We start from the raw sequence: 16,222 nt of genomic DNA, 5'->3' as shown, positions 1-16,222 counted from the left end.
TGTCGGATGACCGAATGCCGGACCCTATGCCCGTTCAAGCCGAGCTTTTTCGTTCATCCGCCAGACCCGCGGCGTTTCGCCCGTATATTTCAGGAAGAAGCGCGAGAAATAAGCGGGATCAGCAAAGCCAAGGCGAAATCCGATCTCCTGAACGCTGCCGATGGTAAAGACGAGCTGGCGCTTCGCCTCTTCGATCAATTTCCCGGCGATCAGTTCATGCGGGGTGTTTCCCGTCATGGAGCGAACGATACGGGTGAGATGCGTCGACGAAATGCCGAGTTCCCTGGCGTAGAAGGACGCCAGCCTGTGCGATCGAAAATGCTGCTGGATCAGTTCGTCCAGCATCTCCATCCGCCGCTCGTTCTCGTTTGACGGAAGCTCCTGTGCATGTCCTTCATGCGAGATCCGCGCCGTCAGCCGCAGCGCCAGCCCGACATAGGCAGCCAATACCTCGTTGCGGCCACCGCGGCGGTTTTCGAATTCGTCGCCGAGCCGCCTCAGCGTCTGCATGACATAGGCAGCCTCGGCATTATCGGGATCAAGCGGCGTCAGATGCGGCATCGCCAGCCACTCGCCCAGCTGGCTTCGCTCGCCTGGCGGGTGGCTAAGATGGGACCTCAAGATAGTGATCACCAGGCCGTCGATATCACGTGAGAAGCGAAAGCCGTGATCAAGCCCAGGGGGAACCGTGATGATCGCAGGCGGGCGGATGACGTGGTTCCTGTTGCCGAAGATCGCATCGCCCGAACCGGCTTCGATGTACAATATCTGAAAGAAGCTCTCGTGGCGGTGAAGCCGAATTTCCCATTGATGCAGGCTGCTGCGGGAGCGGATTGTTTCGCAATGCAACCAGAATTCCGGAGATCGCCCGGTATTTTCGCCATAGAGCTCGTAGGTCGGTATATGCCTGCTCATCGGGTTTCTCCTGCGCCCATGTTCGATAAGTGCAATTTTTCGGTCGGAATGTCCATTGTTGCGGCAATGGCGGCACGGCAGAATTTGACGAAACGCAAAAATGCGAGGGAGGAAGCATTTGCGAACTAAGGTCGCAATCATCGGTTCGGGGCCATCCGGCCTGCTGCTCGGTCAGCTTCTGACCGAAGTTGGAATTGACAACGTCATCCTCGACCGCGTGAGCAAGAACTATATCCTCGGCCGCGTCCGCGCCGGCGTGCTGGAGGAAGGCACTGTCGGGCTGTTGGACGAGGCCAAAGCTGGAAGAAGATTGCATGCCGAAGGCTTGCCGCATGACGGCTTCTCGCTAGCCTTCGACGGCCGCGACCATCGCATCGATCTTCACGAATTGACCGGCGGCAGGCGCGTGACCGTTTACGGACAAACCGAGGTGACGCGCGATCTTATGGAGCGGCGGGAAGCTTGTGGCGCCCTTTCGATCTATGATGCCGCCGATGTGGCTCCGCATGATATCGACCGTGGCTCGCCCTTCGTTACCTACGCGAAGGATGGTATCAGCCACCGCATCGATTGCGATTTCATCGCCGGCTGCGACGGCTTTCATGGAATAAGCCGCAGAGCCGTTCCCGAACGGGCGATCCGAAGTTTCGAGAAGGTCTATCCCTTCGGCTGGCTCGGCCTACTCGCCGACGTGGCGCCGGTCAGCCATGAACTGATCTACGCCAACCACCCGAGGGGCTTCGCGCTCTGTTCGATGCGCTCGGCCACGCGCAGCCGCTACTATATCCAGTGCCCGCTTGACGCCAAGATCGAAGACTGGAGCGACGAGCGCTTCTGGGACGAGTTGAGACGGCGCCTGCCGGCCCATCACGCCGAAGCAATGCCGACCGCCCCATCCTTCGAAAAATCGATCGCTCCGCTACGCTCCTTCGTTACCGAGCCCATGCGTTTCGGCCGGCTCTTTCTCGTCGGCGACGCCGCCCATATCGTGCCGCCAACCGGCGCCAAGGGGCTGAACCTTGCAGCTAGCGATGTCCATTACCTGTTCTGCGGGCTCCTCGAGCATTACCGCGAAGGCTCCGACAGCGGCATCGACGCCTATTCGCAGACGGCGCTCGCCCGCGTATGGAAAGCCGTGCGGTTTTCCTGGTGGATGACGACCATAATGCACCGATTTCCCGATACCGGCGATTTCGATCAGAAGATCCAGGAAGCCGAACTCGACTATCTCACACATTCCCGTGCGGCCTCGACGGTGCTCGCGGAAAACTACGTGGGATTGCCGTTCTGACACGAAGATCGAGCATGAAAGTCGCGCATAGACGCAGCGAACAACGAGTGGTCATGACCACGCAGAACCATAACCGGCAAATCATGTGTTTGGGGATTTATTTCATTTTACATCACCATTTCGCATGACAAGCTAACCAGAAATTCAATACGGCGCTGGAGTACGCCGAAAAGGGAGAGAGAAAAATGAGGAAGCTGTTTCTGGCCGCCGCTGCGGCAATTGTTATGGGCACCAGCGCCTATGCCGACACCATCAAGGTCGGCGTCATCGGGCCGTTCTCCGGTCCCTTCGCGCTCCAGGGCAAGAATTTCAAGGCCGGCATCGACGCCTATATGGCTGTCAACGGCAACAAGGTCGGCAGCGACACGGTCGAGATCGTCTACCGCGACGTGCCGCAGGCCGATCCGGCCCAATCCAAGGCGCTGGCGCAGGAACTGATCGTCAAGGAAAAGGTCCAGTATCTCGCCGGCTTCTATTTCACCCCCGACGCCATGGCCGTGACGCCGATCCTGAAGCAGGGCAACGTGCCGATGGTGATCATGAACGCCGCCACCTCGGCGATCGTGACCAAGAGCCCGCTCGTGGTGCGTACCTCCTTTACGACCTGGCAAACCTCGACGCCGATCGCCAAGGTCGCTTTCGACGCAGGCGTCAAGAAAGTGATCTCGGTCGTCAGCGATTACGGCCCCGGCATCGACGCCGAGAATGCCTTCAAGGCCGGCTTCGAAAAGGCCGGCGGTCAGGTGGTCGAGGCCATCCGCATGCCGCTTGCCACCAACGACTTCAGCCCGATCATGCAGCGCATCAAGGATTCCGGCGCCGAGGGCGTCTTCGCCTTCTTGCCGTCGGGCCCGACGACGCTCGGCTTCGTCAAGGCCTATAACGAGAATGGCTTGAAGGCCGCCGGAATCAAGTTCTTCGCGCCGGGAGATCTGACGCAGGAATCCGATCTGCCGGCGCTCGGCGATGCCGCACTCGGCATCCAGACGACCTTCCACTATGCCGTTTCCCACGACTCGCCCGAGAATAAGGCCTTCGTCGAGGCTGCCGCCAAGGCGATCGGCAACAAGGCAGAGCTCTCCTTCCCCTCGGTCAGCGCCTATGACGGCATGTATGTCATCTACAAGATGATCGAGGCGACGGGTGGCAAGCAGGATGCAGAGAAGGCCGTCGACGCGGTCAAGGGCCTAGCCTGGGTGAGCCCGCGCGGCCCGGTCTCGATCGATCCGGAAAGCCGGCACATCACCCAGAACATCTATCTGCGCGAAGTCGTCAAGGCCGATGATGGGACCTACATCAACAAGGAGATCCAGACGTTCGAGAAGCAGGGCGATCCGGGCCTCGCGGCGGCTAAGTAAGATTGCGGCATCCGGACCGGCGGCGGGCTCGCGCATCGCGCCCGCCGCATCGAAGTAAGGTATTTTCATGCAGACAGTCTTCAGCATCGCCGTCGACGCCTTTGCCTATGGCATGGCGCTCTTCGTGATCTCGATCGGCCTTTCCGTGACCATGGGGCTGATGCGTGTCGTCAACCTGGCGCATGGCGCCTTCGCCATGATCGGAGGCTACATCGCCTCCTATGCCGCCCGTGACCTCGGTCTTAGTTATGCTGTCGCAGTCGTCGCGGCCGTCTTCGTCACGATCATCATCGCAATTCCGCTCGAGCGTTTTCTCTACCGCCGGATCTATGGCGCCCCTGAACTGACCCAGGTGCTGATGACAATCGGCATCACTTTCTGCGTCATCGGCATCGCGAACTACGTGATGGGACCGACGCTGAAGACGATACCGCTTGCCGGCGCCTTGCAGGGATCGGCCGATCTCGGATTCCGCACCATTCCCGTGCACCGGCTTTTCGTCATCTTCTGCGGTCTCGCCGTTGCGCTCGCCCTGTGGTTCGCGATCGAGCGAACGAGCTTCGGGGTCAAGCTGCGCGCCTCCGTCGACGATGCGGCGATGGCTGCCGCACTCGGCGTGCGCACCGAGATCATCTATGCGGTGAGCTTTGCCGTTGCCGTCGGGCTTGCCGCCTTCGGCGGTGTGGTCGGCGCCGAACTGCTGCCGGTCGAACCTTACTACGCGCTTCGCTATATGGTGACCTTCCTCGTCGTCGTCTCCGTCGGCGGCGCCGGCTCCATTCCGGGCGCGCTGATTGCCTGCCTGCTGCTTGGCGCCATCGATACGACGGGACGCTATCTGATGCCGGAATTCGGGGAATTCTTCTTCTATCTCGCCGTGATCGCCATCATCTGCATCTTCCCGCGCGGCCTTGCCGGAAGGATGAAATAGGATGACGCTCGTCATGAACAACGAAACCGAACGCCTCCGGCATCGGCGCGCAGTGAATGCCGATCTTCTCGGAGTAGCGGCCATCACGGCCATCGCCGCGGTCGGCTATTTCGCCTTTCCCGACAATCTGGCGCTTCTGACGCGGATGATCACGATCGCCCTGCTCGTCCTGTCGCTCGATCTCGTGACCGGTTATTGCGGTGTCGCAACGCTCGGCCATGCCGCGCTGTTCGGCTCAGGCGCCTATGCCGCCGGAATTTTGTCGGCGCATTACGGCATCAACGATCCGCTGCTGATGATGCTTGCAGGCATATCAGGAGGCGCGGTTGCCGGGCTGCTCAGCGGCGCGATTATCCTGCGTGCACACGGACTGCCGCAGCTCGTGCTGTCGATTGCGCTCATCCACCTCTTCCATGAATTTGCCAACAAGGCCTCCGCCTGGACGGGAGGCAGCGACGGGCTTTCCGGCATCGCGCCGGATCCGATATTCGGCATTTTCGAATTCGATCTCTACGGCCACACCGCCTTCTTCTTCGGAATGACGCTGCTCGTCATCGTCTTCGTGCTGCTGCGATTGCTGGTTCGCTCACCCTTCGGCATGCTCTGCCGCGGCATCCGGCAAGACCCGCTGCGCATCCGCGCCATGGGCGGCTCGCCGAAGGCCGCTCTCATCAAGATGTACGTGATCTCAGGCGCCGTTGCCGGCGTCGGCGGCGCGCTGAATGCGATCTCGACCCAGGTCGTCGGGCTCGACAGCCTGTCCTTCACGCAATCGGCCGAAGCGCTTGTCATGCTCGTGCTCGGCGGCACCGGTTCCCTCTTCGGCGCGCTCTCCGGCACCGTCATCTTCATGTTCTTCGAAGATTATGTCTCGGCCGCCAACCCCTTTCACTGGCTGACCATGGTCGGCGCCCTGCTGATCGCCGTAGTGCTGTTTGCGCCGAAAGGCCTCTACGGAACGGCCGCCGCCTTGATCGGCCGCCGGAAGGAGACGCGCGCATGAGCCCGGTCTTCGAAGTAACCAATCTCAGGAAAGCCTTCGGCGGCCTTGCCGTCACCAATGATGTCTCGCTGGCAATGGCGCCCGGCGACCGCATCGCGCTGATCGGCCCGAACGGCGCCGGCAAGACCACCTTCGTCAACCTCGTCACCGGCAATCTCTCCCCCGATTCCGGCGAGGTTCGCCTCGGCGGCGAGGCGGTGACGAAGGTGGATGCGATCGGCAGGGTCAAACGCGGCCTCGTCCGATCCTTTCAGGTGACGCGGCTTTTTCAGGATATGACGCCCGCCGAACATGTGGGGCTCGCCGTCCTTCAGCGTGACGGAAAGACCCGCAAGATGTTCGGGAATTTCCTCGCCATGCCCGACGTCATGGCGGAGGTCGACGATCTCCTGGGTAAACTCGGGCTGGCCTCGCTGATGCATCGCAGAGTCAGCGAGATCGCCTATGGCCAGCAGCGGCTCCTCGAAATTGCCGTGGCGCTGGCGCTGAGGCCGAAGGTGCTGCTGCTCGACGAGCCTGCGGCCGGCGTGCCGCAAAGCGATACCGGCCGAATCGAACAGGCGCTGGCCGACCTTCCCGCCGATCTCGCCGTCCTGATGATCGAACACGACATGGACCTCGTCTTCCGTTTTGCCAAGCGCGTCATCGTGCTGGCGGCCGGCGCGATCATCTTCGACGGCCTGCCGGCCGATGTCACCAAGGATGCCCGCGTGCGCGAGGCCTATCTCGGGAGCTATGCCAATGCCAGCCCTGTCGCTTGAGGTTGAAAACCTGTCGGCCGGATACGGGCCGACGCGGGTGCTCGAAGGCATCTCCTTCACCGTGCCGGCGGGCGCCCGTCTTGCCGTGCTCGGCCGTAACGGTATGGGCAAGACCACGCTCCTGGCAACGCTTGCCGGCCAGACCAGGCGGTATCAAGGCCAGATCCACCTCGGTGGTTCGGATGTCACCGCAGCACCGAGCGCAATGCGCGCCCATAGGGGCCTCGGCTATGTGCCTCAGACGCGCTGCGTCTTTCCGACGCTGACGGTCGAAGAGAACCTTTTCGTCGGTCTGAAGGCGCGGTCGAAGACGGCGCTGGAGGAAGCCTATGCCATGTTCCCGCGCCTGAAGGAGCGCCGCCGAAACCTCGGCAACCAGCTCTCCGGCGGCGAGCAGCAGATGCTTTCAACAGCCCGCACCATTCTCGGACGCCCGTCCGTGCTGTTGCTCGACGAACCGTTGGAGGGCCTGGCCCCCGTGATCTGCGAGGAACTGATGGCGGCCTTCACAGAACTCGCCAAATCAGGCGACATGACGATCCTTCTGGTCGAACAACGCATTCAGAGCGCGCTCGATTTCGCCGATCGGGTCATCATTCTCGAACGCGGGAGGGTGGCCTGGACCGGAACGCCGTCGGACTTGTCGAAGGATCACGAAGCAGTAGAAAGCTTGCTCGGAGTGGGCGGCCTGCATTGAAGCAATCAATGCAGTATATCGTCGGGATGACGTCATCATCGGCTCGCAGACGTCGAAGCCGACGCCTCTACTTGGATATTTGAGCTGCAGAAAAACTGCGCCTGTTGGACTTGACAGCTGAATTGATCTGACGCTCCGTCAATTTCGTTGCCAAGCACCCGATACGGTTGCATATTCAAACAATACTTCAGACGGGAGGTGGAAATGGCAAACCACAAGCCGATCGCAGGTGACGTATACCAGCCTATTTTCGATGTCGACAAGCCGATTGACGGCAACATTCTGGACAGCACCAGTTACATGGATGCCGACGGAGATCTTGTGCGTCTCAACTTCGTGAACGGGCAGCGAATTCCGCAACCGCCCAATCCGGATGGACCGGCCACGACGACGATCGAGGGAAAGTACGGCACGCTGACCGTCTATTCCAACGGCTATTACACCTATGAACTCGATCCCTCCAATGCGGTGGTATCAGCGCTTGGCCCGGGAGATCAACTCCTCGACCAGTTCAGTTTCAAGATTTCGGACGGTAGAGGCGCTACCGACTTCGGCTTGCTCAATATCGCTGTCGACCTGCCGGAGCGCGGCGACATCTTCGTCAATTTCGAGGATGTCGGCAAACACGATTTCCCCACAGGCTACAAGGGCTTCGATTGGGGCGCCTGGCACGATGGCGATGATGCAACGATACAAAAGGAAGCTGATGGCAATCACTATCTCTCGGGCGGCGTATTCTGGACGCCCATCCAGGCCGCAGATGGCGGCACCTTTCAGATCGAGCAATTCAGCGTGGCAAACGGTACGTCAGACTATGACAACGTTCTGACGATCGAAGGCAGGCTGAACGGCGATACCGTGTTCTTGGTCACGGTCAACGTGACCGCCGACAGCATTCATGACCCGCAAGTGATTGATCTCAGCGCCTATGGGCTGATCGACTATCTCATACTCGACACCGAACCCGTCATCACCGAAACGAGCGGGCCTGATTATTATGGCGCGCAATACGACAATTTTTACTTTGTCGTTTGAGAATGGGGGAGGCGTCGGTTCCCGAAGGCTTTCCCAGCTTAGCGAGCGGCTTTTCTGGTAGCGATTTCTTGCGATAGCTGATCGACCTCCACCCTGCTAGCCTTCGATCGTGCGGAGGAGCACGATCATACTCGGATGGAGGAAATGATGCAGTCAGTCGGGGTTAAGTTAGCGGCGGTGATGTTCTCACTGGCCGTATGGGCTGCTATCATCGCTGCCGCATCCCATCTCTACGCGATGAAAATGCCGCTGTTGCAGTTAGCGCTCTACAGATAACCGTTCTCGGCGTAGCGTAATCCTGAGGCTGAACTGTTTTGTCCGCTTGCCGCAGCGTTTGGAGCTGGAATGTGCTACCGCGCCCGCGTGATGCCGCTCAATATGGAGCCGCAAGGATCACAAATTCTTTAACAAAGAGATGGTAGCGGAGGAGGGATTTGAACCCCCGACACAAGGATTATGATTCCTCTGCTCTGACCTACTGAGCTACTCCGCCACTGGTCAAACGATACCTGCTCGCGAAGCGCTGCGGGCTCGTGGGATGAGCGGCTTATAAGGTGCGCTTCGGCTCTGTGTCAAGCGCAGGATGGAGAAAAACGCTGAGCTTTACCGCCCGTCGTTTCGATGGGTTTCAGGCGGCGACGGGGCCGGCCAGCAGAGCCTTCAGCGAGGCTTCGGCCGAAGGTTCGCGTTCGGAGCGTTCGATAAAACCGCCACCGAAGACGCGGGCGTCGTCGCCGGGCGCCGAATAAAGCGCGCAGGCTTGCCCCGGCGCGATGCCCGCCTCGCCGACGGTTAGATCGACATAGGTGCCTGTCGCATCGATATGCAGTACGGCAGGCGCCGGTGCCCGCGTCGAACGGACCTTGGCGTAGCAGGCGAAACCTTCGCCGGCAGCGGCTTCTGCGAGCGGGACGTCGCCCAGCCAATTGACGTCGCGCAAATAGACGCGGTGCGTTTCCAGCGCCTCTTTTGGACCGACGATGACGCGGCGCGAGCGGGCATCGAGATAGACGACGTAGAGTGGCTCGCCCGTGGCGATGCCGATGCCGCGGCGCTGGCCGATGGTGAAATGCAGGATGCCTTCATGGTTTCCCAGCACGCGGCCGTCGAGATGGACGATTTCGCCGGCGAGCGCCGCATTCGGCTTCAGTTTGGTGATGATGTCGGAATATTTGCCCTGCGGCACGAAGCAGATGTCCTGGCTGTCGGCCTTCTTCGCGACGACGAGGCCCATTTCTTCGGCAAGTCGGCGGGTCTCGGCCTTCGGCAGGCCGCCCAGGGGAAAGCGGAGATAGTCGATCTGCTCCTGCGTCGTGGCGAACAGGAAATAGCTCTGGTCGCGGTCGGCATCGGCCGGACGGAATAGCGCGCGGCGGCCGGGATGTTCAGACGAGGGGTTCGGTCGCGAACGGATATAGTGGCCGGTCGCCAGCGCGTCGGCGCCGAGCTCCTTCGCCGTTGCCAGAAGGTCGGCGAACTTGACGGTCTGGTTGCAGGAAACGCAGGGGATCGGCGTTTCGCCGGCCACATAGCTTTCCGCGAAAGGATTGATCACCGTTTCGCGAAAGCGCTTCTCGTAGTCGAGCACATAATGCGGAATGCCGAGCGTTTCGCAGACACGGCGGGCGTCGTCGATATCCTGGCCGGCGCAGCAGGAGCCGGCACGGTGAACAGCGGCGCCGTGATCGTAGAGCTGCAGCGTGATGCCAAGCACATCGTAACCCTGCTGCTTGAGAAGGCCGGCCACGACCGAGGAATCGACGCCGCCCGACATGGCGACGACAACGCGGGTCTCTTCCGGCTTCTTATCAAAATCCAGTGTGTTCAACGGTGGTGCCAAATTCTGCGCGCTCATAACCCGCCCTTGCGCTGCAATTGCGGCGGATTGCTGATCTCAGGCGGGATCGGCCGCCTTCTGGGTAAGCGACCGATATAGAAAGGATTGCAGCAGGACGCAAGGGGAGCCGATCGTTTCGCAATCGCGTCACAAAGGAAGGCGCGGCCGAAGTCACGCCTTGGAAGCGGGGTGCGGCTCAGGTGCCGATCAGCTTGTTGCAGGCGAATGCGATGCCTGGATTGGCCATGGCAACAGACACGATCGCCAGTCCGATTATCGAGAATGAATAGCGTTTCACATCATCCTCCATTTCAGCCCATATGAATTAACTCAAAATAACGAATGCTTGAGCATCAACTGGCAATTAATTATCACCCTATGGAACTATTCCGCCGATCATGCGTTGCAAGTAATCAATGTCGCAATCGAATGCTGCGGAGGGTTTGATGGCCAGGTTCGGCGCGACGACAGATTACAGCAGGATCAGAGATTGGATCGAGGCGCGCGGCGGTCATCCCGCCCGGATCAAGGATGCGAGGGATAGCGAAACTGTTCGCGTCGATTTCTCGGCGGACTCACAGGAGGAGATCTCCTGGGACGAGTTCTTCCAGGGTTTTGACGGAAGCAGACTCGCCTTCCTTCACCGCACGAAGGCCGAGGATGACAGAGCCCGCTTCGGCAAGATGGTCCGCCGCAAACGCCGGCACCACTGAAAATAATCTTTCCCCAACGTAGAAAACCCGGCGCCGTTTCCGGCACCGGGTTTTCCATGTTTTCCTCGGGAGGAGGAAACCAGAGCAGGTCGCTCCGCGACGCGCTTTAGTCGATGTTGAAGGTCAGCAGCTTTGCCTGCCGGATCGCCTGATGCGCCGTCAGCTGCGCGAGGACGCCATCATCCACCTCGCCGTCGACATAGAGCAGCGCAATGGCGTCGCCACCCTGCTTGTCGCGGCCAAGCTGGAAGTTGGCGATGTTGACGCCGGCAGTGCCGAGCGTCGTGCCGATGAAGCCGATCATGCCGGGGACGTCGGTATTGGTGATGTAGATCATGTGCGAACCGACATCGGCATCGAGATTGATGCCCTTGATCTGGATGAAGCGCGGCTTGCCATCCGAAAACACCGTGCCGGCGACGGAGCGCGTCATGCTTTCGGTCGTGACCGTCAGCTTGATATAGCCGTCGAAGACGCCCGTCTTGTCGCGCTTGACCTCGGAAAGCACGATGCCCTTTTCCTTAATCATGATCGGCGCGGAAACCATGTTGACGTCGGCGACCTGCGGACGGATCAGCCCCGCAAGAACCGCGCTCGTCAGCGCCCGCGTGTTCATGTTGGCGGTCACACCGTCATAGAGGATTTCGATTTCCTTGATTGGCTCTTCGGTGACCTGGCCGACAAAGGCGCCGAGAACGTCGGCAAGACGGATAAACGGCTTCAGGATCGGCGCCTCTTCCGCGGTGATCGACGGCATGTTGATGGCGTTGGAAACCGCGCCCTTGACGAGGTAGTCCGACATTTGTTCGGCGACCTGCAGCGCGACATTTTCCTGCGCCTCGGTCGTCGAAGCGCCGAGATGCGGCGTGCAGACGACGTTCGGCAGGCCGAAGAGCGGGCTTTCCTTGGCGGGCTCGACTTCGAAGACGTCGAAGGCAGCACCGGCGACATGGCCGGACTTGATGGCTTCGGCAAGGGCCGCTTCATCGACCAGGCCACCGCGGGCACAGTTGATGATGCGCACGCCGGGCTTCGTCTTTGCCAGGGCTTGCTTGTTGAGGATGCCGCGCGTCTTGTCGGTCATCGGCACGTGCAACGTGATGAAATCAGCGCGGGCGAAAAGCTCGTCGAGCTCGACCTTGGTGACGCCCATCTCCTCGGCGCGCTCCTTGGAAAGAAACGGGTCATAGGCGACGACATGCATCTTGAGGCCGATGGCGCGGGAGCAGACGATCGAGCCGATATTGCCGGCGCCGATGACGCCGAGCGTCTTACCGGTGATCTCGACGCCCATGAATTTCGACTTCTCCCATTTGCCGGCCTGCGTCGAGGCATCGGCAGCCGGAAGCTGGCGGGCGACGGCGAGCATCAGGGCGATTGCGTGTTCGGCGGTCGTGATCGAATTGCCGAAAGGCGTGTTCATGACGATGATGCCGCGGCGCGAGGCGGCCGGGATATCGACATTGTCGACGCCGATGCCGGCGCGGCCGACAACCTTGAGGTTCTTCGCCCCTTCGATGATCTTTTCCGTCACCTTGGTGGCGGAGCGGATGGCCAGACCATCATACTTGCCGATGACTTCGAGCAGACGGTCCTTGTCCTTGCCGAGCTGCGGTTCGAAATCGACTTCGACGCCGCGGTCGCGGAAGATCTGGACGGCGGTTTCCGACAATTCGTCGGATACGAGAACGCGAGGTGCCATTGTGGCCTCCTTCAAAAGTGTTCAGCGATGAGTGAAAATGGAATGCTGGGCTCCGCCGGACGTGGCGGAGCCGGATGCGATCACGTCAAGCGGCTGCCTGAGCGAGCTGCGCCTTCTGAGTTTCGAAGGCCCATGAAAGCCAGGGCATCAGCTTCTGCATGTCGGATGCCTCGATCGTGGCGCCGGCCCAGATGCGCAGGCCCGACGGCGCGTCGCGGTAATGGCCGATGTCATAGGCGACGCCTTCCTTTTCCAGCAGGCCGACGAGGCCCTTGGCGAAATTCGCCTGGCCGTCGTCGTCGAGAGCCGCGATGTCCTTGTCGACGATCTTCAGGCAGACGGAGGTATTGGAGGCCGTTTCCGCCTTGACGGCGAGATTGGCGATCCAGTCGTTTGCCGCGACGAAATCGTGGATGACCTTGGCATTGGCATCGGCACGAGTGATCAGCGTCTGGAGACCGCCGAGCTCCTTGGCCCAGAGCAGCGCATCGATATAGTCTTCGACGCAGAGCATCGACGGCGTGTTGATCGTCTCCCCCTGGAAGATGCCTTCCGTCAGCTTGCCGCCCGAGGTCATGCGGAAGATCTTCGGCAGCGGCCAGGCCGGCGTATAGGTGGTAAGACGCTCGACAGCACGCGGCGAGAGAATGATGACGCCGTGGGCACCCTCGCCGCCCAACACCTTCTGCCAGGAGAAGGTGACGACATCGAGCTTGGCGAAATCGAGTTCCTGCGCGAATGCGGCCGAGGTGGCGTCGCAGATCGTCAGACCCTTGCGGTCGGCAGGAATGAAATCGGCATTCGGCACGCGCACGCCCGAGGTCGTGCCGTTCCAGGTGAAGACGACGTCGCGGTCGAAATCGACGGCGGAAAGATCGGGAAGCTCGCCGTAACCCGCTTCGAGCTTGCGCACATCCTTGAGCTTCAACTGCTTGACCACGTCGGTGACCCAGCCGGCGCCGAAGCTTTCCCAGGCGAGCATGTCGACACCGCGTTCGCCGAGCAGCGACCAGAGCGCCATTTCGACGGCGCCGGTGTCGGAAGCCGGCACGATGCCGATGCGGTAATCCGCCGGCACTTCGAGAATTTCACGGGTAAGGTCGATGGCCTGCTTGAGCTTGGCCTTGCCGACCTTCGCGCGGTGCGAACGGCCGAGGGCCGCGTCGGAAAGGGCCTCGAGCGACCAACCGGGGCGCTTCGAGCAGGGGCCAGAAGAAAAATGGGTATTGTGCGGACGGATGTCCGGCTTTGCGGTCTTCGCCATGATGCTATCCTCTCAGATAGAAAGCCCTTCGTTGGGGAAGGGTGTCCCGCCGCTGTGTGTATGGATCGGAGGCTTCACAGTCAAGATCGAAATGTCGCAAGCGGAAGATATTTTGACGCAGAGAGCTCGTCAAAATGAAAAAAGCCGTCCGGATGTCGGACGGCTTTCTGATGCAAGAGATTGGATTTACTTGTAGACCGGCTGCTGCAGCGGGATTTCCGGCGGCGGTTCGTAGCTCGCCTGGGCGCATCCGCCGAAGAGGTAGCGGCCACCGACGCGGACTTCATGGGCGCTGAGGCCCTTGTCGCGGCCCGGACCGCCATTTTCGGCATAGCCGAACATGTTGCCGCCATCGATATGCAGGTATCGGTAGCCGACATCGGCCTTGAAGTTGCAGGTCACGTCGACCGAGGCGCCGGCCATGAGCGCGTAGGTGAAGCGCCAGTTGCCCTTGCCGCCATGGGTGACCTCATCGTCGCAGAAGCTGCCGTCATCGGCGCAGGCGACGTTGCGCAGGTTTTTCCATTTGACGTAGGAACCGCCGATACCGGCGCCGACATACGGCGTCACATAGCCGTAGGTGCCGAGATCGACATAGGCGTTGGCCAGCAGCGTATAGGCGGTCAGCGAAGAGCGGTCGCGCGAGGTGCAATCCACCAGCGGGAAGCCGCACTGCCCGGATGTCGAGCCCTTGAAATCCGCCTGGGTGAGATAGTCGAAGGTCAGATCGGTGCGCAGATAGCTGTTGATCTGATAACCGACACCACCGCCAACGGTCCATGCGTCGTCGAGATCGGCGTCGTCGAAATCAACCTCCGTGGCGTTGCTGCCCTGGAAATAGCGCGCGCCGCGCAGATCTGTGAAGGCATAACCGACATCGCCGCGCAGATACCAGCCGGTCGCTTCGCTGACGGTCACCTCCGGCGGCTGCTCCGGAATGGGTTCGGCAGGGGCGAGATCCGCAGAATAGGCATTTGTCGCTATCAAGAATGCGGCGAAGATGCCGGACAAGCTTCTTTTCATGGATTTCACTCCAAAATCCCGTTGCGTCGGCAGCTCAGTCGCTGCCAATCTGATACGCTTTGCATGGATAATGAATTGGAAACGTTAAAAGCTGCTTAACCACGCTTGTTTACTTCGATTTCAAGCATCTCAGTCGCATGAAACAGAAGATCGACTGCTTCGTGAAATGGTTTGAGCAGAGATACATACCACTCACGTGCGCAACAAAAAAAGCCGGCGCTCACGCACCGGCCTTTTCATTGTCTGTTCTCGCAGAATCAGGCAGCGGTCCGGACATTCGAGATCGTGCCGATCAGCTCGTTGACGATGCGCTCGATCTGGGCGCGGTCGTCGCCCTCGGCCATGACGCGGATCAGCGGCTCGGTGCCCGAGGGGCGAATGACGAGACGGCCATTTTTGGCGAGCTCGGCTTCGGCATCGGCGATCGCCTTCTGCACCTGAATATCCTCCAGCGGCTTGCCGCCGCTGATGCGGACATTGCGCAGGAGCTGCGGCACCGGCTCGAAGCGGCGGCAGACTTCGCTGACGGTGCGGCCGGTGCGCTTGACCGCGGCAAGGATCTGCAGCGCCGCGACCAGACCGTCGCCCGTCGTCCCGTAATCCGAAAGCACGATGTGGCCCGATTGCTCGCCGCCGACATTGTAATTGTGCTGGCGCATATGCTCGACGACGTAGCGGTCGCCGACCTTTGTGCGGGCAAGCGCCATGCCGCGTTCGTCGAGGAAACGTTCGAGGCCGAGATTGGACATGACCGTGGCCACGATGCCGTTGCCGCGCAGCTGCTGGCTCTCGGCCCAGCTCTCGGCGATGACGGCCATCAGCTGGTCGCCGTCGACGATCGAGCCGTTCTCGTCGATAATGATGACGCGGTCCGCGTCGCCGTCGAGCGCGATGCCGATATCGGCGCGAACCTCATCGACTTTCTTCTGCAATGCGACGGGGCTGGTGGAGCCGCAATTGAGATTGATGTTGGTGCCGTTCGGCTCGTTGCCGATCGTCACGACATCGGCGCCAAGCTCCCAGAGCACGGCGGGCGCCACCTTGTAGGCAGCACCGTTGGCGCAATCGATCGCGACCCTTAGCCCCTGCAGCGTCACGTCGCGCGGCAGCGTGCGCTTGGCATGTTCGATATAGCGGTCATGCACGCCGTCGACGCGCTTGGCCCGGCCGATATCGTCGGATTTGGCGAGCTGCGCGTTCAGGTCCTTTTCGAGCAGGTCCTCGATCTCGGCCTCGATGTCGTCCGACAGCTTGTAGCCGTCGGGACCGAAAAGCTTGATGCCGTTATCTTCATAAGGATTGTGCGAAGCGGAGATCATCACGCCGATATCGCAGCGCAGCGAACGCGTCAGCATGGCGACGGCGGGCGTCGGGATCGGGCCGAGAATGAAAGCGTCGAGGCCCGCAGCCGTGAAGCCCGCCACCATGGCGTTCTCGAGCATATAGCCGGAAAGGCGCGTATCCTTGCCGATGACGACGCGATGACGGTGGTTGCCCCGGCGGAAGATCGTGCCGGCGGCGATGCCGACCCGCATGGCAAGATCCGGCGTCATCGGGAAGACGTTGGATTGACCGCGAATACCGTCCGTACCGAAATAGCGTCTTTTCATCTGCACTCCTGCACTTTGGCGCGCCATTCAAGGCAGCGCATCTTTCCAAGCAAATCCGGCTTCAGTGGATTGTCATCAGTCC

General features: G+C 60.7%; 15 protein-coding genes and 1 tRNA gene. 9 read left to right on the top strand and 7 right to left on the bottom strand.

What is annotated here, in order from left to right; all coding sequences use genetic code 11:
* Nucleotides 1-24: 24 nt before the first annotated feature.
* Complete coding sequence (locus GGD53_RS08895; protein ID WP_184455093.1) at nucleotides 25-915, bottom strand: helix-turn-helix domain-containing protein; 891 nt, start codon at nucleotides 913-915, stop codon at nucleotides 25-27.
* 118 nt (nucleotides 916-1,033) lie between these two features.
* On the opposite strand from GGD53_RS08895, the gene pobA reads away from it, so the two are divergent.
* The 8 genes from pobA (at nucleotide 1,034) to GGD53_RS32110 (ending at nucleotide 8,267) form a co-directional block, all read left to right on the top strand.
* Nucleotides 1,034-2,206 (top strand): 4-hydroxybenzoate 3-monooxygenase, encoded by a 1,173-nt coding sequence (gene pobA, locus GGD53_RS08890; protein WP_184455092.1) that lies wholly within the window; start codon nucleotides 1,034-1,036, stop codon nucleotides 2,204-2,206.
* A 185-nt stretch (nucleotides 2,207-2,391) separates the two neighbouring features.
* Nucleotides 2,392-3,564, top strand: coding sequence for an ABC transporter substrate-binding protein (locus GGD53_RS08885; RefSeq protein ID WP_184455091.1), 1,173 nt, complete (start codon nucleotides 2,392-2,394; stop codon nucleotides 3,562-3,564).
* A 67-nt stretch (nucleotides 3,565-3,631) separates the two neighbouring features.
* Nucleotides 3,632-4,495 (top strand): branched-chain amino acid ABC transporter permease, encoded by an 864-nt coding sequence (locus tag GGD53_RS08880; protein ID WP_184455090.1) that lies wholly within the window; start codon nucleotides 3,632-3,634, stop codon nucleotides 4,493-4,495.
* Between the two features lies 1 nt (nucleotide 4,496).
* Nucleotides 4,497-5,498: a branched-chain amino acid ABC transporter permease gene (locus tag GGD53_RS08875; protein ID WP_184455089.1), complete on the top strand. Its 1,002-nt coding sequence runs from the start codon at nucleotides 4,497-4,499 to the stop codon at nucleotides 5,496-5,498.
* On the top strand, nucleotides 5,495-6,259 hold the full coding sequence (locus GGD53_RS08870; protein ID WP_085779309.1) for an ABC transporter ATP-binding protein: 765 nt from the start codon (nucleotides 5,495-5,497) through the stop codon (nucleotides 6,257-6,259). Before GGD53_RS08875 ends, GGD53_RS08870 begins: the two co-directional genes overlap by 4 nt.
* On the top strand, nucleotides 6,240-6,956 hold the full coding sequence (locus GGD53_RS08865; protein ID WP_184455088.1) for an ABC transporter ATP-binding protein: 717 nt from the start codon (nucleotides 6,240-6,242) through the stop codon (nucleotides 6,954-6,956). Before GGD53_RS08870 ends, GGD53_RS08865 begins: the two co-directional genes overlap by 20 nt.
* A 204-nt stretch (nucleotides 6,957-7,160) precedes the next feature.
* Entirely contained in the window at nucleotides 7,161-7,991 is an 831-nt protein-coding gene (locus tag GGD53_RS08860) for a VCBS domain-containing protein (protein ID WP_097597348.1), read from the top strand.
* A 144-nt stretch (nucleotides 7,992-8,135) separates the two neighbouring features.
* Nucleotides 8,136-8,267 (top strand): hypothetical protein, encoded by a 132-nt coding sequence (locus tag GGD53_RS32110; RefSeq protein ID WP_281413899.1) that lies wholly within the window; start codon nucleotides 8,136-8,138, stop codon nucleotides 8,265-8,267.
* 140 nt (nucleotides 8,268-8,407) lie between these two features.
* On the opposite strand, the gene GGD53_RS08855 is transcribed toward GGD53_RS32110, so the two are convergent.
* Together GGD53_RS08855 and mnmA are read right to left on the bottom strand one after the other, a co-directional pair.
* A tRNA-Met gene (locus GGD53_RS08855) sits at nucleotides 8,408-8,484 on the bottom strand.
* A gap of 135 nt (nucleotides 8,485-8,619) precedes the next feature.
* Nucleotides 8,620-9,819, bottom strand: a complete 1,200-nt coding sequence (gene mnmA / locus GGD53_RS08850) for a tRNA 2-thiouridine(34) synthase MnmA (protein WP_184455087.1) — start codon at nucleotides 9,817-9,819, stop codon at nucleotides 8,620-8,622.
* Between the two features lie 455 nt (nucleotides 9,820-10,274).
* Between mnmA and GGD53_RS08845 the strand changes: the two genes are divergently transcribed.
* A complete protein-coding gene (locus tag GGD53_RS08845) occupies nucleotides 10,275-10,541 on the top strand; it encodes a hypothetical protein (RefSeq protein WP_184455086.1) in 267 nt (88 codons plus the stop codon).
* Between the two features lie 106 nt (nucleotides 10,542-10,647).
* On the opposite strand, the gene serA is transcribed toward GGD53_RS08845, so the two are convergent.
* The 4 genes from serA to glmM all read right to left on the bottom strand — a co-directional run bounded on the left by serA (nucleotide 10,648) and on the right by glmM (nucleotide 16,140).
* Complete coding sequence (gene serA / locus GGD53_RS08840) at nucleotides 10,648-12,243, bottom strand: phosphoglycerate dehydrogenase (RefSeq protein WP_184455085.1); 1,596 nt, start codon at nucleotides 12,241-12,243, stop codon at nucleotides 10,648-10,650.
* 85 nt (nucleotides 12,244-12,328) lie between these two features.
* Nucleotides 12,329-13,507, bottom strand: a complete 1,179-nt coding sequence (locus GGD53_RS08835) for a phosphoserine transaminase (RefSeq protein WP_184455084.1) — start codon at nucleotides 13,505-13,507, stop codon at nucleotides 12,329-12,331.
* A gap of 186 nt (nucleotides 13,508-13,693) precedes the next feature.
* Nucleotides 13,694-14,530, bottom strand: coding sequence for an outer membrane protein (locus tag GGD53_RS08830; RefSeq protein WP_184455083.1), 837 nt, complete (start codon nucleotides 14,528-14,530; stop codon nucleotides 13,694-13,696).
* Nucleotides 14,531-14,787: 257 nt separating this feature from the next.
* Nucleotides 14,788-16,140: a phosphoglucosamine mutase gene (gene glmM / locus GGD53_RS08825; RefSeq protein ID WP_184455082.1), complete on the bottom strand. Its 1,353-nt coding sequence runs from the start codon at nucleotides 16,138-16,140 to the stop codon at nucleotides 14,788-14,790.
* Between the last annotated feature and the right edge of the window lie 82 nt (nucleotides 16,141-16,222).

The sequence above is a fragment of the Rhizobium aethiopicum genome (assembly GCF_014197535.1).
Classification (GTDB): Bacteria; Pseudomonadota; Alphaproteobacteria; order Rhizobiales; family Rhizobiaceae; genus Rhizobium; species Rhizobium aethiopicum_A.
This window is presented reverse-complemented; position numbering and strand designations above follow the sequence as displayed.